The following is a 16413-nucleotide window of genomic DNA, read 5'->3' on the forward strand; positions in this document are numbered from 1 at the left end:
AGCGCGGGCGTCATTCCCGCGAAAGCGGGAACCCACTTTGCTCTTGGTTATTCCTTTGGAGATGGACTCCCGCTTTCGCGGGAATGACGTCCCGAGGGGTAGCGGCTCGCCGGCCAGGCGATGCACCGACAGGAAATACCTATGAAGCTCTGCGGTTTCGAAATCGGTCTCAACCAGCCCCTGTTCCTAATCGCCGGCCCCTGCGTGGTCGAGTCCGAGCAACTGCAGGTGGACACCGCCGGCAAGCTCAAGGAAATCACCGGCCGGCTGGGCGTGAACTTCATCTTCAAGTCCAGTTTCGACAAGGCCAATCGTTCTTCGGGCCAGAGCTTCCGCGGCCCGGGGCTTGAGGAAGGCCTGCGTGTACTGTCCGAGGTCAAGCGCCAGCTCGGCGTGCCGCTTCTCACCGACGTGCACGAGTACACGCCGATGAACGAAGTGGCCGCGGTGGTCGACGTCCTGCAGACCCCCGCCTTCCTGTGCCGCCAGACCGACTTCATCCAGAACGTGGCGCGCGCCGGCAAGCCGGTGAACATCAAGAAGGGCCAGTTCCTGGCGCCGTGGGACATGAAGCACGTGGTCGCCAAGGCCAAGGCCGTGGGCAACGACGACATCATGGTGTGCGAGCGCGGCGCGAGCTTCGGCTACAACAACCTGGTCTCGGACATGCGTTCGCTGAGCGTGATGCGTGAGACGGATTGCCCGGTGGTCTTCGACGCCACGCATTCGGTGCAGTTGCCCGGCGGCCAGGGCGCGAGCTCGGGTGGCCAGCGCGAGTTCGTGCCGGTACTGGCGCGCGCGGCGGTCGCGGTCGGCGTGGCCGGCCTGTTCGCCGAGACGCATCCGGACCCGAGCAAGGCGCTCTCCGACGGCCCCAATGCCTGGCCGCTGGACAAGATGGAGGCGTTGCTGGAAACCCTTATGGAACTGGACGCCGCGACCAAGCGTCACGGCTTTCTCGAAAACACACTCTGACCGGGGGACGAGCATGTCCACGGAAGACTCGCTGGTCCGGCTGTTGACGGAAATCCGCGACGTCCAGCGCGAGCACCTGGAGCTTTACCGGAAGAACAGCGAGACGGCGATCGCCAAGCAGAACCAGGCACTGGACGTGACCCGGCGCTTCCAGAGGTTCTACCGGTTGGTGGTCGCTGTGCTGTTCGCTGGTATCACGGCTTTGCTGTTTTGGTTTTCCAAGTACATCGATTAGGGACATCACCCAATGACGACTCAGATCACCCGCATCCACGCCCGTGAAATCCTCGACTCGCGCGGCAACCCCACGCTGGAAGCCGAAGTCACCCTGGACGGGGGCGCGTTCGGCCGGGCCGCGGTGCCCAGCGGCGCCTCGACCGGTTCGCGCGAGGCGGTCGAGCTGCGCGACGGCGACAAGGCGCGCTACGGCGGCAAGGGCGTGACCAAGGCGGTCGCCAACGTCAATGGCGCGATCGCCACTGCGCTGAAGGGTTTCGACGCGGCCGACCAGAAGGGCCTCGACGACAAGCTGATCGCACTGGACGGTACGCCGAACAAGGGCAAGCTGGGTGCCAACGCGCTGCTGGGCGTCTCCATGGCTGCGGCGCACGCGGTGGCCGCCTCCCGCGGCGAACCGTTGTGGAAGTACCTCTCGCATGGCAAGCCTGGCAGCCTGCCGGTGCCGATGATGAACATCATCAACGGCGGCGCACATGCGGACAACAATGTCGACGTGCAGGAGTTCATGGTGCTGCCGGTGGGCGTGCCGAACTTCGCCGAGGCGCTGCGCGCCGGCGCGGAAATCTTCCACGCGCTCAAGGCCGTGCTCAAGGGCAAGGGCCTCAACACCGCGGTCGGCGACGAGGGCGGCTTCGCGCCGAACCTGCGCTCCAACATCGAGGCGCTGGACACCATCCTGGAGGCGGTCGGCAAGGCCGGCTACAAGGTCGGCAGCGAGATCCTGCTGGGCCTGGACGTGGCCAGCTCCGAGTTCTTCAAGAACGGCAAGTACGACCTGGAAGGCGAGGGCAAGGCCTACGCGCCGGAGCAGTTCGTCGATCTGCTGGCCGGGTGGGCGAAGCAGTATCCCATCGTCACCATCGAGGACGGCATGGCCGAGGGCGACTGGGACGGCTGGAAGCTGCTCACCGACAGGATCGGCAAGGAAGTGCAGCTGGTCGGCGACGACCTGTTCGTCACCAACCCGTCGATCTTCCGCGAGGGCATCGAGAAGCACATCGCCAATGCGATCCTGATCAAGGTCAACCAGATCGGCACGCTGTCCGAGACGCTCGAAGCCATCGCCATGGCCGACGCGGCGAAGTATGCCGCCGTGGTCTCCCATCGTTCGGGCGAGACCGAGGACACGACCATCTCGGACATCGCCGTCGCGACCACCGCGACCCAGATCAAGACCGGCTCGCTATGCCGCACCGACCGCGTGGCCAAGTACAACCAGCTGCTGCGCATCGAGGAGGCTCTGGGCAGTGCTGCCCGCTACGCCGGTCGCGACGCATTCCCCAACCTCGCCCGCCTGCCGGGCTGACGCGGAGTCTGCAACGTCCATGCTGCGCTGGATCGCCCTGGTCTTGCTCGTGATCCTGATCGGTCTGCAGCTCAAACTGTGGACCGGCAGCGGCGGCATGCACGAAGTACAGACGCTGCGCGCCGCCGTGCAGAAGCAGACCGGCGAGAACGACAAGCTGCTCCAGCGCAACCAGGCGCTGGCGGCCGACGTCAGCGACCTCAAGCATGGCGAGCAGGCGGTCGAGGCGCGCGCCCGCGCGGAGCTGGGCCTGATCAAGCCCGGCGAGACCTTCTACCAGGTGGTCGAACGACCGGCCGGCAGCGCCAGTGCGCCACCGGCCAGCGACGGCGGCGGGCACTGACATGGCCCCGCTGTGGTGCGTGATACCGGCCGCCGGACGCGGCACCCGGGTCGGCGGCGATTGCCCCAAGCAGTACCTGCCGTTGGCGGGGCGCGCACTGATCCTGCACACGCTGGAGCGGTTGGCGGCGCACCCGTGCATCGCCGGTTTGATGATCTCCTTGGCGGCCGACGACGGGCACTGGCCCGGCATCGACAACCTGGGTGGCAAGCCGGTACTCACGACGATCGGTGGTGGCGAGCGCGCCGACTCGGTACTGGCAGGCTTGCGCGCGCTGCCAACCGAAGTCGCCCAGCAGGATTTCGTGCTGGTGCATGACGCGGCGCGTCCCTGCATTCGCGCCGCCGACATCGAACGCTTGGTCGACCACGCCTCCGCGGGCGACGGTGGCCTGCTCGGTGCGCCGCTGAGGGATACCCTCAAGCGCGCGGACGAGAGCCAGCGCAGCATCTCTACCGAGCCACGAGAACAGCGCTGGCGCGCCTTCACGCCGCAGATGTTCCGACGCGGGCAGCTTGTGGCGGCACTGGAAGCGGCCACCCGCGCGGGCGTTGTGGTGAGCGACGAGGCGATGGCGATGGAGCGGGCAGGCTACGCGCCGCGGCTGGTGGAAGGCGCGGAGGACAACATCAAGGTGACCACGGCCGCGGATTTCGCGCTGGCCGAGTTCCTGCTGACGAGGACGGCGCGATGCGGATAGGGCAGGGTTTCGACGTGCACGCATTCGGCGATGGCGATGTCGTCGTGCTCGGCGGCGTGCGCGTCCCGCACCGTCGGGGCGTGGTCGCCCATTCGGATGGGGACGTGGTGATCCACGCTTTGTGCGATGCCATTTTCGGCGCCCTGGCGCTGGGCGACATCGGCAGGCATTTCCCGCCCTCGGACGATCGCTGGCGCGATGCGGACAGTCGCCAGTTCCTGCGGCACGCAGCCCTCCTGATGTCGCAGCACAACTACAGGCTCGGCAATGCCGACATCACGGTGATCTGCGAAACGCCAAAGGTCGGGCCACACGCCGAGGCGATGCGCGCCAACCTTGCCGAAGACCTCGCCTGCGAGGTCGCCCGCATCAGTATCAAGGCCACTACCACTGAAAGGCTCGGTTTCACGGGCCGTGGCGAAGGCATCGCGGCGCAAGCCTGCGTGCTGCTGGAGCGCGCGTGAGCGAGGCCGAAGCCCGCGGCGCCAACCGGCTGCACGAGCAGCTGGAAGCCATCACCGAGCTGCTGGCGCGGCTGGTCGAGGATCCGACGCCCGAGCACCAGGCCGAATTGCAGCAGCGGCTCGATGAACTGCACCCGGCGGACATCGCCTTCGTGCTGGAATCGCTGCCGCTGGATGAGCGCCTGGCCGTCTGGCAGCGGGTGAAAGCCGACCGCGACGGCGAAATCCTGCTGGAAGTCTCCGATGCGGTTCGCGAATCGCTGATCGCGGACATGGACCAACGCGAGATCCTCGCCGCGGTGGAGCCGCTGGATGCGGATGAACTGGCCGACCTGGTCGAGGATCTGCCGACCGAGGTGCTGCCCGAGCTGATGGCCAGCCTCGACGCGCAGCAGCGCGAGCGGGTGCAGTCGGCGCTGTCCTGGGAAGAGGACCAGATCGGCTCGCTGATGGACTTCGAGATGGTCACGATCCGCGAGGATGTGAGCCTGGAGACCGTGCTGCGCTACCTGCGCCGGTTCGACGAGCTGCCCGCGCAGACCGACAAGCTGTTCGTGATCAATCACGACAACCTGCTCACCGGCGTGCTGCCTGTGCATTGGCTGCTGGTCAATCCGCCCGAGAAGATGGTCAGCGAGGTGATGGCGCCGGACGTCAACACCTTCCACCCCGCCGACGACGCTTACGAGGTGGCGCAGGCATTCGAGCGCTACGACCTGGTGACTGCGCCGGTCGTGGACGACGGTGGCCGGCTGATCGGGCGCATCACCGTCGACGCGATGGTCGACGTGATCCGCGAGGAAAGCGAGAGCGACGCCCTGAACCGCGTCGGTCTGCGCGAGGAGGAGGATATCTTCGCCTCGGTGTGGGCCAGCTTGCGCAACCGCTGGTCGTGGCTGGCGATCAATCTGGTCACCGCCTTCATCGCCTCGCGCGTGATCGGGCTGTTCGAAGGCGCGATCGAGAAGCTGGTGGCACTGGCCACGCTGATGCCGATCGTGGCCGGCATCGGCGGCAACTCGGGCAACCAGACCATCACCATGATCGTGCGCGCGCTGGCGCTCAACCAGATCACGCCCGACAGCGCCAAGCGGCTGTGGCGCAAGGAACTGGCCGTGTCGCTTTTCAACGGCCTGGTCTGGGGCGGGGTGATCGGCGTGGTGGCCTGGCTGCTCTACGAGAACATCGCCCTTGGCGTGGTGATGACCGCGGCCATGACGCTCAATCTGCTGCTTGCCGCGTTCTGCGGCGTCGGCATCCCGATGCTGATGATGAAGTTCGGTCGCGACCCGGCGCTGGGATCGAGCGTGCTGATCACGGCGATGACCGACAGCGGTGGCTTTTTCATCTTCCTCGGGCTCGCTTCGCTCTTTCTCATGTAGCGGCCCTTGCAGCAGCCTATCTGCTGTGGACCCGCAAGCATCGCCCACAAGTGACTCCGGCAGAGCCGGAAGAGCCCATCGATCAAAGGACCGCAGTGCACGAACTTCCCTACGCCCACGGCATGCCACCGCTCACCGCCCGCCTGCGTGCGGCGCCGGAGGATTTCCTCGTCGAGGAAATCCTTGGCTATGACGCGGAGGGTTCCGGCGAGCATGCGCTGCTATGGGTGGAGAAACGCGGCGCAAACACCGATTGGGTGGCCAAGGAATTGGCGCGTTTCGCCGGCGTGCCTCCGGTGGCCGTGGGTTTCGCGGGCCTGAAGGACCGTCATGCGGTGACCCGGCAGGCCTTCACCGTGCAGCTCGCGGGCAAGCCTGACCCCGACTGGTCGGCCTTTCCGCACGCAGAAGTCAAAGTGCTGGCCGCCACCCGGCACAATCGCAAACTCAAGCGCGGCGCGTTGCGCGGCAACCGCTTCGTGCTGGTATTGCGTGAGGTGCAGGGCGATCGCACGGCCGCTGAAAAAGTGCTGGCCGCCATCGCCGCCCGCGGCGTGCCCAACTACTTTGGCGAGCAACGCTTCGGTCGCGAGGGCGGCAACGTGGCGCAGGCGCGGGCGATGTTCGCCGGTCGCCGCGTGGACCGGGACAAGCGCAGCTTCCTGCTTTCGGCGGCACGCTCGCACATTTTCAATGGCGTGCTTGCGGCGCGGGTGGAACAGGGCACGTGGGACACGCCTATCGAGGGCGAGATATGGTCGCTCGCCGGCTCGCGCTCGTGGTTCGGGCCGGAGCCCTTTGATGCCGCGCTGGCAGGGCGCCTGGCCAGCGGCGATATCCACCCGTCAGGCCCGCTCTGGGGCCAGGGCGAACCGCCGACCGCCGCTGACGCCGGCGCCCTGGAGCGCGAGGTTGCCGCGCGCGACAGCGACCTGGCGGAAGGCCTGGCGACGGCCCGCATGGACCAGGAACGGCGCCCCTTGCGCCTGATTCCCCGCCAGCTGTCCTGGCGCTGGCTGGGCGAGGATGCTCTGGAACTGGCTTTCGAGTTGCCTGCCGGCGCCTACGCCACCGTCGTGGTGCGCGAACTGGCGCAGGCCTGAGGCGGAGTGATCCCCGGTCGCGATGCAGGTGCGCCCCTGCGCGCGGCACCGCGGTCGCGCACAGGTGCGCCCCTGCGGGGATCAGGCGTTTCTCAGCAGGACGACGACGGCACCGGTGCCGCCTTGGGCAGGTTTGGCCGAAGCGAACGCCACCACGTCGTCGCGCCGGCGCAGCAGGCGGTCGGTGAGCACCTTGAGCACCGGCCCGGCAGCCTTCGAGCGCAGGCCCTTGCCGTGCACGATGCGCACACAGCGCAGGCCATGCTGGCGGGCTTCGGCAAGGAAGCTGGCGATGCTGGCCTGTGCGGCGGCGGCATTCATGTGGTGCAGGTCCAGTTCGTCCTGGATGCTGAACTGCCCTCGCTTGAGCTGGCGCAGCAGGCGCGGCGGATAGCCCTCGCGCAGGTAGCTGAGCTCCTCACCGATTTCCATCAGTGCGGGATCGAAGGCCAGCTCCAGCAATTCGCCAGGCACGGCGGCCTCGTCCGCTTCGAACATGTGCGCGCGCGGCTCTGGCCGGGGCGCGGGCGGCGGAGGCGCATCCACGCGGATCTCGCGCACCGGCCCGATCGCATCGCGGAACAGGCGGATGTCGTCTTCGTCGGGTTCGGCGGGGACACGGCGCTTCTTCATGAGGTCATGCTAGAGACTTGCACGCGATTCCGGCAAACACTCCCTGTCTGTCGCTGGAGCCACGGGGTGTCATATCGCACGGCCGTGAAAGAGGGGGCCCGCTCCGGTAGACTCCAGAGGATTCGGAGCGCGCCTTCGGGGCCGCGTTCGTGCATCTGTCGACGGAACATCATGCGAGTCCTGGTAAGCAACGACGACGGCGTGGACGCCCCCGGCATCCGCGTATTGGCCGACTGTCTGGCAGCGGTGGGGCAGGTTACGGTGGTGGCGCCTGATCGCGACCGTTCCGGCGCCAGCAACTCGCTCACCCTGGATGCGCCGATCCGTGCGTTGAAGATGGATGATGGACGCTACCGCGTGGCCGGCACGCCGACTGATTGCGTACACCTGGCGCTGGCCGGCCTGCTCGATCACGAGCCGGACATCGTGGTGTCAGGCATCAACAACTCCGCCAACCTTGGTGACGACGTCATCTATTCGGGCACCGTGTCGGCGGCGATGGAAGGCCGTTTCCTCGGCCTGCCTGCGATCGCCGTGTCGCTGGCCAGCCGTGATCACAAGGGCGAGCACTACGACTCGGCCGCGCAGGCCGTGCTTATCCTGATGCGGCGCCTACTGGTCGACCCGTTGCCGGCGGACACCATCCTCAACGTCAACGTGCCTGACCGGCCCTGGCACGAAATCCAGGGTTTCGAGGTCACGCGGCTGGGCAAACGGCACCGCTCCGCACCTTGCATCGCGCAGACCGATCCGCGCGGCAAGCCAATCTGGTGGATCGGTCCTTCCGGTGGCGCCGAAGACGATGGTCCCGGAACCGACTTCGATGCGGTGCGCCGCGGCTACGTTTCGGTGACGCCGATCCACGTGGACCTCACCCGTTACCAGGCGTTGGAGAAGATCAGCGGCTGGATGCAGGCGATGACCGAGGCCATGGACGAGAAGGCGGCCTGACGATGACGATGAACATCCATCCGCTGCCGCCGTCAGCGTTCAAAGGCGAGGGAATGACCTCCCAACGCGCGCGCGACCGCCTCGCCGCCACACTCAAGGAAGGCGGCATTCGCGACCCGCGCGTGATCGAGGTGATCCGCAACACGCCGCGCCATCACTTCATCGACCAGGCGCTGCACTCGCGCGCCTACGAGAACACCGCGTTGCCGATCGGCCACGGCCAGACCATCTCGCAGCCGTGGGTGGTCGCGCGCATGACCGAGGCGTTGCTGGAACATTTCAACGGCGGCGTGCCGCAGAAGGTGCTGGAGATCGGAACCGGCTCGGGTTACCAGGCGGTCGTATTGGCGGCGCTGGTTGGGCAGGTGTTCACCGTCGAACGCATCGAGGAATTGCTGCGCCAGGCGCGCCGGCGCTTCCGTCAGCTGGGCCTGGCCAACGTTCGCTCGCGCCACGACGACGGCAAGCTGGGCTGGCCGGACCAGGCGCCCTTCGACGCGATCATCCTCACTGCCGCAGGGGACGCGATCCCCAGCCAGGTGCTCGACCAGCTTTCGCCCGAAGGCGTGCTGGTCGCTCCGGTCGGTTCGCCCAGCAGCCAGATGCTGTTACGCATCCGCGGCAACGGGCAGGGCGACTTCATCCAAGAAGAACTCGGTGCGGTCAGTTTCGTGCCGCTGCTCGGCGGCATCGGCTGATGCCACTCCTCCGGCGACAAGGAATCCACTAGATGCGTCTGTTTGGAGCGCTCTACTCGCGTGCGCTGACCTGGGCACGCGACCCGCGGGCTGTGTACTACCTCTGCGGGCTGAGCTTCGTCGAAGCTTTCATCTTTCCGATCATGCCGGAGGTGATGCTTGCGCCGATGATGCTGGGCAAGCGGCAGAAGGCATTCTTCTACGCCAACGTCAGCCTGCTGTTTTCGCTGCTCGGCTCGCTGGTGGGCTACGCGCTGGGCCATTGGGCGTTCCAGGCGCTGCAGCCGCTGCTGGCCTCGCTGCACTTGCTCGAGCCGATCGAACAGGGTGTGGCCAACCTGCGCGCGCAGATGAACCAGCATTGGCTGGGCCTGCTGCTGGTGCTGGCATTGGCCGCGCTGCAGCCGGTGGTGCCGATGAAGTTCGTCACCTGGGCGTCGGGCATCGTGGGCGTGCCGGTGATTCCGTTCCTGCTTTGCATGGCGGTCGGGCGCGGCAAGCGCGTGTGGCTGCTGGCGCTCTTGATCCGCCTGTTCGGCGAGCGCGCCGAGCGGGTGTTGCACAAGCACATCGAGCGCATCGGCTGGGCGGCGATCGTCGTGTTGGCGCTGCTGCTGGTGTGGTGGATCTGGCTGCATTGAGCGGCGTGGCGCTTTTCGTGAAATCGGTGTGTCGGCTGGGTATGCTGGCGACATGACGAAATGGACGCGCTTCGCGGCGGCATGCTCGGCCGCGCTTCTCCTTGCCGCCTGTGGCCGGTCGGTGGTGGTCCAGCCCAATCGCGGCGCCACGACCCCGCGCACGCCGGTCGCACCGACTCGGGCGGCCTCGGACAGGGACAGCTACCGGGTGATGCGGGGAGACACGCTTTACTCGATCGCCTTCCGCCATGGGGTGGATTTCCGCGACCTGGCCGGTTGGAACGGGATCGCGTCGCCGTACACGATCTGGCCGGGCCAGGTGCTACGGCTTTCGCCCGCCAGGGATCGAGTTGCGGGCACGCGACGCCCGGTCACCTCCGCTCCCACGCGCATGCCGGCGCCGGTGGCCAAGCCGGTTCCCACACCCTCCCATCCGAGCGCGAGCGTAGCCGCGCCGGCTCCGGCGGCCGCCGTTCCTGCGCCGCCGGTCGTGCCGGCCTCCAAGGGAGCGACCCGCACGGCGAGCGGGGTCAACTGGCGCTGGCCGGCCGATGGCATGCTGATCAAGAAGTTCCAGGGCGGGGATGCCATCCCGGGCATCGAGCTGGCCGGCAAGGCAGGCGATCCGGTGCGCGCCGCCGCCGATGGCGTGGTCGTCTACAGCGGCAACGGGCTAGTTGGTTACGGCGAGCTGATCATCATCAAGCACAACGACGACTTCCTGTCGGCATACGGCCACAACCGCAAGCGGCTGGTGAAGGAAGGCCAACGGGTGAGCGCTGGGCAGCTGATCGCGGAAATGGGTTCGACCGGGGCGTCGCGGGACGAGTTGCAGTTCCAGATTCGGCGGGATGGGAATCCGGTCGACCCGCTTGACTATCTGCCGGCGAGGTAACTGTTGGTGGGCTGAAGCCCACCTGCAATGTGCGGCTTCGCAGGGCGGGCTTCAGCCCGCCGATTTGGTCCCTGGCAGGATGAACGCAGCGACCACGCGCCGCCCCTCGCCAGCCAGCAGGTCGTAGGTGCGTGCCGCCGCGGCGTTGTCCATCACCTCGATGCCGATTCCCTTGCGCAGGAATCCGGCCATGAACGCGGCCGACGGAAATCGCTGCCGATTGCCGGTGCCAAGGAGCACTACCTCAGGCTGGAGATCGCGTACGGCTTCGCCGGCGCTTTCGTCCAGTGACATGACATCGTCTATCGGCCAGGTCTCGACCACCCGATCCGGTGCCAGCAGGAAACTCGCATCCAGCTCCCGGTCCATCACCGTGATCGACCGCTCGCTCACGCGGCGAATGAACAGGTAACCCTCGGGGCGCTCGAGCGAAAGGTCCATCAGCGGGGCAGGGCGAGCTTGGGCTCGTCCTCGTTGCGGCGGAACAAAGTGACGGTATGGCCGATCTGCTGCACGCTTTCGGCGCCGGTGCCTTCGGTGAGGAAGACGATCTGCGCCTCGCGCTCTTCCTTGTCCCCGCCGGAGAGCTTCACCTTGACCAGCTCGTGATGGCTGAGCGCCAGATCCAGTTCCTTGACCACGGCCGGTGTCGCCCCCTTGGCCCCGAGCAGGATCACCGGGTGCAGGTCGTGGGCGAGGCTGCGCAGGTAGCGGCGCTGGGAAGGGGAGATCGGCATGCGGGAAGCGTCCACAGTTCGCGGTCGGGGGGCCGTAAAGGGTATCATGCGGGCGTCTTCCCCCATCGGTGCCCCTGCCGCATGTCCCGCAGCAAAAGCAGCTCCCGATGGCTCCGGGAGCACTTCGACGACGTCTACGTGAAGAAGGCGCAAGCCGAAGGGCTGCGCTCGCGCGCGGTATTCAAGCTGGAGGAGCTGATCGACCGCGACCGCCTGCTCAAGCCGGGCATGCGCGTGGTCGACCTGGGCGCGGCGCCGGGAGGCTGGTCCCAGCTCGTGCGCCAGCGCCTGGGCGACAACGGCACGGTGATTGCGCTGGACATCCTGCCGATGCAAGGCATTGCCGGAGTCGATTTCATCGAGGGCGACTTCCGCGAGGAAACGGTGTTGCGCCAACTGGAAGAACGCCTGGGCGGCCAGCCGCTCGATCTTGTACTGTCGGACATGGCCCCCAATATGAGTGGCGTGGCGCTGGCCGACCAGATCCGCGCGATGGACCTGGCCGAACTGGCGCTGGATTTCTCCCGGCAGTGGCTCAAGCCGGGCGGCGCGTTCCTGATCAAGCTGTTCCAGGGCGCCGGCTTCGATGACTACCTGCGCAACTTGCGCGCGCAGTTCGCGCGCGTAACCATGCGTAAACCCAAGGCTTCGCGCGCGCGTTCGCGCGAGGTTTATGCGCTCGCCACCGGCAAGAAGGCCGTCGGCGGGCAAACGGACGAGACCCGCGCATGAACGAAATGGCGAAAAACCTGTTGCTCTGGCTGATCATAGCGGTGGTCCTGCTGACGGTCTTCCAGAGCTTCAATCCGCACGGCGGCTCCTCTTCCGACCTGCCGTACTCGAGCTTCGTGCAGAGCGTGGACAGCGGCAATGTCGCCAGCGCCACGATCAGCGCCGACAACCCCGCCACCATCACCGGCAAGCTGAAAGACGGCAGCGCCTTCCGCACCGTCGCGCCCGTGCTCGGCTTTTCCACCAATGGGGTGGTCAAGCAGATGCAGGACAAGAACGTGGTTGTGACCCAGGAGCCGTCGAACAACGGCTTCTCGCTGCTGGGCCTGCTGGTCAACTGGCTGCCGATCATCCTGATCGTGGGCGTGTTCATCTGGTTCATGCGCCAGATGCAGGCCGGTGCCGGCGGACGCGGGGCGATGAGCTTCGGTCGTTCGCGCGCCAAGTTGCAGGGCGAGGACCAGGTCAAGGTCAATTTCAGCGACGTAGCCGGTTGCGATGAAGCCAAGGAGGAAGTTGGCGAACTGGTCGAGTTCCTGCGCGATCCGGGCAAGTTCCAGAAGCTGGGCGGCAAGATTCCGCGCGGCGTGCTGATGGTCGGTCCGCCGGGCACCGGCAAGACGCTGCTGGCGAAGGCCATTGCCGGCGAGGCCAAGGTGCCGTTCTTCTCGATTTCCGGTTCGGACTTCGTCGAGATGTTCGTCGGCGTGGGCGCCAGCCGCGTGCGCGACATGTTCGAGCAGGCCAAGAAGCATGCGCCGTGCATCATCTTCATCGACGAGATCGATGCGGTCGGCCGTCATCGTGGCGCGGGCCTGGGCGGCGGCCACGACGAGCGCGAGCAGACCCTGAACCAGTTGCTGGTCGAGATGGACGGCTTCGAGGGCACCGAGGGCATCATCGTCATCGCTGCTACCAACCGCCCCGATGTGCTCGATCCGGCGCTGCTACGCCCGGGTCGCTTCGACCGCCAGGTGGTGGTTGGCCTGCCGGACGTGAAGGGCCGCGAGCAGATCCTGAAGGTGCACCTGCGCAAGGTGCCGACCGCCAGCGACGTCAACCCGATGGTGATCGCGCGCGGCACGCCAGGCTTCTCCGGCGCGGACTTGGCAAATCTGGTCAACGAGGCGGCCCTGTTCGCCGCGCGCGAGAACGCGCGCGAAGTGCGCATGAGCCATCTGGACAAGGCTCGCGACAAGATCCTGATGGGCACCGAGCGCCGCTCGATGGCCATGAGCGAGGACGAGAAGCGCCTGACTGCCTTCCACGAGGCCGGCCACGCCATTGTCGGTCGCCTGGTGCCCGAGCATGACCCGGTCTACAAGGTCACCATCATCCCGCGCGGTCGCGCGTTGGGCGTGACCATGTACCTGCCGGAGGCGGACAAGTACTCGATCAATCGGGTGGCGATCGAATCGCAGCTCTGCTCGCTCTACGGTGGTCGCGTGGCAGAAGAGCTGATCTTCGGCGCCGACAAGGTCACCACCGGCGCTTCCAACGACATCGAGCGGGCCACCAAGATGGCGCGCAACATGGTTACCAAATGGGGTCTTTCCGACGAGCTCGGCCCGGTCACCTACGGCGAGGACGAGGACGAAGTGTTCCTCGGGCGCTCGGTCACGCAACACAAGAACGTTTCCAACGAGACCGCGCGGCGCATCGACGAAGTCGTGCGCGATATCCTCGATCGCGCCTACGCACGCAGCAAGCGGCTGCTGACCGACAACCTGGACAAGCTCCATGTGATGGCTGACGCGCTGCTGCAGTACGAGACCATCGACGCACGCCAGATCGACGACATCATGGCCGGCCGCGAGCCGGGTGAGCCCGCCGATTGGTCCAAGCCGACCTCCGGTGGCCCGGTGCCGCCGAACCTGCCGCCGCGCGGCGACGCCGGCTCGCCCAAGCTCGGTGACCCGGCCACGCAGCCACACGGCTGACGGCAATCGCTTCCTGTCCTGCGTGGCAGGGGCGGGGGTGTTTCTGGCGCGCGAGCCCGCTCAGTTTGGACGTCCAAACACTTGCGGGCTGGCGAGAGGCGAGAAATCCTCGCGTCGATGAACGCGAAGATTTTTTGAAAAAGGTGTTGACGCAACCGCGCCGAATCTGAATAATTCCGCTTCTTGCTTCGGCACCCACCGCTTCGGCGGCAGTGCCACGGCGAACCAGTTTTAATGCGCGCCCGTAGCTCAGTTGGATAGAGTACCAGGCTACGAACTTGGTGGTCGGGAGTTCGAATCTCTCCGGGCGCGCCACTTGTACCGCAGGTCATGTTTCGATATGACCTGTCCATCGGCGCCGAAGGCACGGATGGGACCGGAAAGGAATCTCCGGTGCGCTGGATACGGATTGACGAGGTGAAGCGTCGCCCGTAGCATTCGAGGGCTTCGGTACGCGAAAAGCGTTCCACGGATCTGCTACGGGGTATAGCTCAGTCTGGTAGAGCGCCAGCTTTGGGAGCTGGATGTCGGGGGTTCGAATCCCTCTGCCCCGACCAGCAGGCGTTATGCTTTCGACATGCGCCTGTAGCTCAACCGGATAGAGCATCGGCCTTCTAAGCCGACGGTTGCAGGTTCGATTCCTGTCGGGCGCGCCAGCTTCCTTAGAGTTTTATGGTGGGCGTAGCTCAGCTGGTTAGAGTCCCGGATTGTGATTCCGGATGTCGTGGGTTCGAATCCCATCGCTCACCCCAATTTGAAAGTTTCACGGGCCGTTAGCTCAGCTGGTAGAGCAGTTGACTCTTAATCAATTGGTCGTAGGTTCGAATCCTACACGGCCCACCAATACAAGACAGGCGCTCGGGAAACCGGGCGCCTGTTTTCTTTTGAGCGCTGCTTCGTCTCGCCTGGCGAGAGGACCGGTGGGCTCTCTATCGAACGCTTCGCTATGGCAACAGGCCAGGTCTTGACCCTTGCCCCAACCCTCGCGTCCCGGCGGTGAAGACGGCGGATCTTGCCCTATGGGCGGGCGCCATCATCCAAGGCCGCGCTTGTGCTGCCCCGCCGCGCAACCGTAAAATGCCCCGCTTTGGCGCAAGGGAATCATCGACTTAGCGGGGCGGGGCGCTTGGGCCGATTTCCGTTCGGAATCCGCCGCTCCCAGTCCGCGGGGCGCGACGCGAAAGTGGCGGAACTGGTAGACGCACCAGATTTAGGTTCTGGCGGGTAACCCCCGTGAGGGTTCGAGTCCCTCCTTTCGCACCATTCCCTTTCAATTTATGCAAGGCCGGCCCGCACGCCGGCCCATCACGAGAGTCACCAGGAGTCGTCATGCAGTTTTCGGTTGAGAACGTCGGCAAGCTCGAGCGCAAGCTCACGGTGCGGTTCCCGGCGGACCAGTTGGAGTCGCAGGTCAGTGCGCGCATCGCAGAGATGGGCCGCACGGTGCGCCTGAAGGGTTTCCGCCCGGGCAAGGTGCCGGCGACCGTGATCCAGCAGCGTTTCGGCTCGCAGGTACGTGGCGAAGTGCTGTCCGACCTGATCGGCAGCACGCTGCGCGAGGCCTTCGAGAAGGAGAACCTGCGTCCGGTTGCCAACCCTTCGATCGACACCACGGGCAAGCCGGAGAACGGCGAGATCGCCTACACCGCCACCTTCGAGGTGATGCCGGAATTCCCCGAGATCGATGTTGCCGCGCTGGAAGTCAGCCGCCCGGTCGCCGAAGTGACGGACGGCGACATCGAGAAGATGATCGAAACCCTGCGCCTGCAGCGCCGCAGTTTCGACGAGGTCGAACGCGCCTCGGCCGAGGGCGACTTCGTGATGTTCGAGTATGCCGCCACCGCGGGCGACTACCGCTTCCCGGCCGAGGGCCTGGAGCGCGCCGGCAGCGTGCTCGGTTCGGGCACGCTGTTCAAGGCGCTGGATGAGGCGCTCACCGGCCGCACGGCAGGCGATGAGTTCGAGAGCGAAATCGCCTTCCCGGAAGACTTCGGCAATCCCCAGCTCGCCGGCAAGACCACCCAGGTCAGCTTCAAGATCATCAAGGTGCAGGCGCCGCAGCTGCCCGAGGTGAATGAGGAGTTCGCCCAGTTGTTCGGCATTGCCGACGGCAACCTGGACACCTTCCGCAAGGAAGTCCGCGCCAACCTCGAGCGTGAGCTCAAGGCCACCCTTATGGGCCGCCTGAAGGCCGAGGTGGCCGAAAAGCTGGCCGACGCCCATGGGGGCCTCGACGTCCCGCACCTGATGGTGCAGGCCGAGGCGCGCAACCTCGCCGCCGGTAGCGTGCCGCGCGGTCAGCAGCCGCCGCCGCAGCTCGTCGAGGCGGCCGTGCCGATGGCCCGCAAGCGCGTGATCGCCGGTCTCCTGATGGGTGAGATCGCCCGCAAGCAGGAGCTGAAGATCGATCGCAAGCGCGTGGCCGAGCAGTTGGCCGCCATCGCCTCGACCTACGAGGAACCGGAGAAGGTCGTTGAACTCTACAACGCCGACCCCCAATTGATGTCTGGGCTGCAGAACCGCGTGATGGAAGACCAGGTAGCCGAGTGGGTGGCGGAACATGCCAAGACCACCGAAAAGCACCTGGGCTTCGACGAAGTGATGCGCCCGGCCGGCGCCTGAGCGACACTGCCAGGCACCATCATCAGGCCCGCCTGAAGGCGGGCCTCATCC

The 16413-nt window shown here is 66.3% G+C and carries 18 protein-coding genes and 6 tRNA genes; 21 read left to right on the top strand and 3 right to left on the bottom strand.

Annotation, left to right across the window (positions count from 1 at the left end):
- The first annotated feature begins 141 nt into the window (after positions 1–141).
- From kdsA to truD, 8 genes are all read left to right on the top strand, one after another.
- Positions 142–975: a 3-deoxy-8-phosphooctulonate synthase gene (kdsA, locus tag LQ772_RS07350; protein ID WP_231325388.1), complete on the top strand. Its 834-nt coding sequence runs from the start codon at positions 142–144 to the stop codon at positions 973–975.
- A 13-nt stretch (positions 976–988) separates the two neighbouring features.
- On the top strand, positions 989–1210 hold the full coding sequence (locus tag LQ772_RS07355; RefSeq protein ID WP_231325389.1) for a hypothetical protein: 222 nt from the start codon (positions 989–991) through the stop codon (positions 1208–1210).
- A gap of 12 nt (positions 1211–1222) precedes the next feature.
- The gene (eno, locus tag LQ772_RS07360) at positions 1223–2521 is read left to right on the top strand and encodes a phosphopyruvate hydratase (protein ID WP_231325390.1); all 1299 of its coding nucleotides are present in this window, start codon (positions 1223–1225) and stop codon (positions 2519–2521) included.
- 19 nt (positions 2522–2540) lie between these two features.
- A complete protein-coding gene (gene ftsB / locus LQ772_RS07365; RefSeq protein ID WP_231325391.1) occupies positions 2541–2864 on the top strand; it encodes a cell division protein FtsB in 324 nt (107 codons plus the stop codon).
- 1 nt (position 2865) lies between these two features.
- On the top strand, positions 2866–3564 hold the full coding sequence (ispD, locus tag LQ772_RS07370) for a 2-C-methyl-D-erythritol 4-phosphate cytidylyltransferase (protein ID WP_231325392.1): 699 nt from the start codon (positions 2866–2868) through the stop codon (positions 3562–3564).
- Complete coding sequence (gene ispF, locus LQ772_RS07375) at positions 3555–4028, top strand: 2-C-methyl-D-erythritol 2,4-cyclodiphosphate synthase (RefSeq protein WP_231325393.1); 474 nt, start codon at positions 3555–3557, stop codon at positions 4026–4028. The genes ispD and ispF overlap by 10 nt, the downstream gene beginning before the upstream one ends.
- Positions 4025–5410 (top strand): magnesium transporter, encoded by a 1386-nt coding sequence (gene mgtE / locus LQ772_RS07380; protein ID WP_231325394.1) that lies wholly within the window; start codon positions 4025–4027, stop codon positions 5408–5410. The genes ispF and mgtE overlap by 4 nt, the downstream gene beginning before the upstream one ends.
- 122 nt (positions 5411–5532) lie before the next feature.
- Positions 5533–6513, top strand: coding sequence for a tRNA pseudouridine(13) synthase TruD (truD, locus tag LQ772_RS07385; protein WP_231325953.1), 981 nt, complete (start codon positions 5533–5535; stop codon positions 6511–6513).
- Between the two features lie 81 nt (positions 6514–6594).
- Here truD and LQ772_RS07390 read toward each other — a convergent pair whose 3' ends face one another.
- Complete coding sequence (locus tag LQ772_RS07390; RefSeq protein WP_231325395.1) at positions 6595–7146, bottom strand: Smr/MutS family protein; 552 nt, start codon at positions 7144–7146, stop codon at positions 6595–6597.
- 171 nt (positions 7147–7317) lie between these two features.
- On the opposite strand from LQ772_RS07390, the gene surE reads away from it, so the two are divergent.
- The 4 genes from surE to LQ772_RS07410 are packed head-to-tail and all read left to right on the top strand — an operon-like array spanning position 7318 to position 10331.
- Positions 7318–8097 (top strand): 5'/3'-nucleotidase SurE, encoded by a 780-nt coding sequence (surE, locus tag LQ772_RS07395; RefSeq protein WP_231325396.1) that lies wholly within the window; start codon positions 7318–7320, stop codon positions 8095–8097.
- A gap of 8 nt (positions 8098–8105) precedes the next feature.
- Positions 8106–8795 carry a protein-L-isoaspartate(D-aspartate) O-methyltransferase gene (locus tag LQ772_RS07400; RefSeq protein ID WP_231325961.1) on the top strand — a complete coding sequence of 230 codons (690 nt, stop codon included), beginning with the start codon at positions 8106–8108 and terminating at the stop codon, positions 8793–8795.
- Between the two features lie 32 nt (positions 8796–8827).
- Positions 8828–9436, top strand: a complete 609-nt coding sequence (locus tag LQ772_RS07405; protein WP_231325397.1) for a YqaA family protein — start codon at positions 8828–8830, stop codon at positions 9434–9436.
- Positions 9437–9488: 52 nt separating this feature from the next.
- Positions 9489–10331: a peptidoglycan DD-metalloendopeptidase family protein gene (locus tag LQ772_RS07410; RefSeq protein WP_231325398.1), complete on the top strand. Its 843-nt coding sequence runs from the start codon at positions 9489–9491 to the stop codon at positions 10329–10331.
- A gap of 51 nt (positions 10332–10382) precedes the next feature.
- Here LQ772_RS07410 and LQ772_RS07415 read toward each other — a convergent pair whose 3' ends face one another.
- A complete protein-coding gene (locus LQ772_RS07415) occupies positions 10383–10772 on the bottom strand; it encodes an Mth938-like domain-containing protein (RefSeq protein WP_231325399.1) in 390 nt (129 codons plus the stop codon).
- Positions 10772–11068 (bottom strand): ribosome assembly RNA-binding protein YhbY, encoded by a 297-nt coding sequence (gene yhbY / locus LQ772_RS07420; RefSeq protein WP_231325401.1) that lies wholly within the window; start codon positions 11066–11068, stop codon positions 10772–10774. The genes LQ772_RS07415 and yhbY overlap by 1 nt, the downstream gene beginning before the upstream one ends.
- A gap of 81 nt (positions 11069–11149) precedes the next feature.
- Between yhbY and rlmE the strand changes: the two genes are divergently transcribed.
- The 9 genes from rlmE to tig all read left to right on the top strand — a co-directional run bounded on the left by rlmE (position 11150) and on the right by tig (position 16362).
- Complete coding sequence (gene rlmE, locus LQ772_RS07425) at positions 11150–11800, top strand: 23S rRNA (uridine(2552)-2'-O)-methyltransferase RlmE (protein ID WP_231325403.1); 651 nt, start codon at positions 11150–11152, stop codon at positions 11798–11800.
- Positions 11797–13740: an ATP-dependent zinc metalloprotease FtsH gene (ftsH, locus tag LQ772_RS07430; RefSeq protein ID WP_231325405.1), complete on the top strand. Its 1944-nt coding sequence runs from the start codon at positions 11797–11799 to the stop codon at positions 13738–13740. Before rlmE ends, ftsH begins: the two co-directional genes overlap by 4 nt.
- A gap of 238 nt (positions 13741–13978) precedes the next feature.
- Positions 13979–14055, top strand: a tRNA-Arg gene (locus tag LQ772_RS07435).
- A 165-nt stretch (positions 14056–14220) separates the two neighbouring features.
- Positions 14221–14297: transfer RNA gene (locus LQ772_RS07440), tRNA-Pro, on the top strand.
- Between the two features lie 22 nt (positions 14298–14319).
- Positions 14320–14396 (top strand) — tRNA-Arg (locus tag LQ772_RS07445).
- A 19-nt stretch (positions 14397–14415) separates the two neighbouring features.
- Positions 14416–14492: transfer RNA gene (locus LQ772_RS07450), tRNA-His, on the top strand.
- Positions 14493–14507: 15 nt separating this feature from the next.
- Positions 14508–14583: transfer RNA gene (locus LQ772_RS07455), tRNA-Lys, on the top strand.
- Positions 14584–14917: 334 nt separating this feature from the next.
- Positions 14918–15003, top strand: a tRNA-Leu gene (locus tag LQ772_RS07460).
- Positions 15004–15069: 66 nt separating this feature from the next.
- The gene (gene tig / locus LQ772_RS07465) at positions 15070–16362 is read left to right on the top strand and encodes a trigger factor (protein ID WP_231325407.1); all 1293 of its coding nucleotides are present in this window, start codon (positions 15070–15072) and stop codon (positions 16360–16362) included.
- The last annotated feature ends 51 nt before the right edge of the window (positions 16363–16413 follow it).

Origin of the sequence: Frateuria edaphi (assembly GCF_021117405.1) — a bacterium.
Classification (GTDB): domain Bacteria; phylum Pseudomonadota; class Gammaproteobacteria; order Xanthomonadales; family Rhodanobacteraceae; genus Frateuria_A; species Frateuria_A edaphi.

Bases quoted from the DNA above. Each gene is read 5' to 3' on its own strand.
- kdsA (WP_231325388.1), top strand. From the start codon at position 142: ATGAAGCTCTGCGGTTTCGAAATCGGTCTCAACCAGCCCCTGTTCCTA.
- LQ772_RS07355 (WP_231325389.1), top strand. From the start codon at position 989: ATGTCCACGGAAGACTCGCTGGTCCGGCTGTTGACGGAAATCCGCGAC.
- eno (WP_231325390.1), top strand. From the start codon at position 1,223: ATGACGACTCAGATCACCCGCATCCACGCCCGTGAAATCCTCGACTCG.
- ftsB (WP_231325391.1), top strand. From the start codon at position 2,541: ATGCTGCGCTGGATCGCCCTGGTCTTGCTCGTGATCCTGATCGGTCTG.
- ispD (WP_231325392.1), top strand. From the start codon at position 2,866: ATGGCCCCGCTGTGGTGCGTGATACCGGCCGCCGGACGCGGCACCCGG.
- ispF (WP_231325393.1), top strand. From the start codon at position 3,555: ATGCGGATAGGGCAGGGTTTCGACGTGCACGCATTCGGCGATGGCGAT.
- truD (WP_231325953.1), top strand. From the start codon at position 5,533: ATGCCACCGCTCACCGCCCGCCTGCGTGCGGCGCCGGAGGATTTCCTC.
- LQ772_RS07390 (WP_231325395.1), bottom strand. From the start codon at position 7,146: ATGAAGAAGCGCCGTGTCCCCGCCGAACCCGACGAAGACGACATCCGC.
- surE (WP_231325396.1), top strand. From the start codon at position 7,318: ATGCGAGTCCTGGTAAGCAACGACGACGGCGTGGACGCCCCCGGCATC.
- LQ772_RS07400 (WP_231325961.1), top strand. From the start codon at position 8,106: ATGAACATCCATCCGCTGCCGCCGTCAGCGTTCAAAGGCGAGGGAATG.
- LQ772_RS07405 (WP_231325397.1), top strand. From the start codon at position 8,828: ATGCGTCTGTTTGGAGCGCTCTACTCGCGTGCGCTGACCTGGGCACGC.
- LQ772_RS07410 (WP_231325398.1), top strand. From the start codon at position 9,489: ATGACGAAATGGACGCGCTTCGCGGCGGCATGCTCGGCCGCGCTTCTC.
- LQ772_RS07415 (WP_231325399.1), bottom strand. From the start codon at position 10,772: ATGGACCTTTCGCTCGAGCGCCCCGAGGGTTACCTGTTCATTCGCCGC.
- yhbY (WP_231325401.1), bottom strand. From the start codon at position 11,068: ATGCCGATCTCCCCTTCCCAGCGCCGCTACCTGCGCAGCCTCGCCCAC.
- rlmE (WP_231325403.1), top strand. From the start codon at position 11,150: ATGTCCCGCAGCAAAAGCAGCTCCCGATGGCTCCGGGAGCACTTCGAC.
- ftsH (WP_231325405.1), top strand. From the start codon at position 11,797: ATGAACGAAATGGCGAAAAACCTGTTGCTCTGGCTGATCATAGCGGTG.
- tig (WP_231325407.1), top strand. From the start codon at position 15,070: ATGCAGTTTTCGGTTGAGAACGTCGGCAAGCTCGAGCGCAAGCTCACG.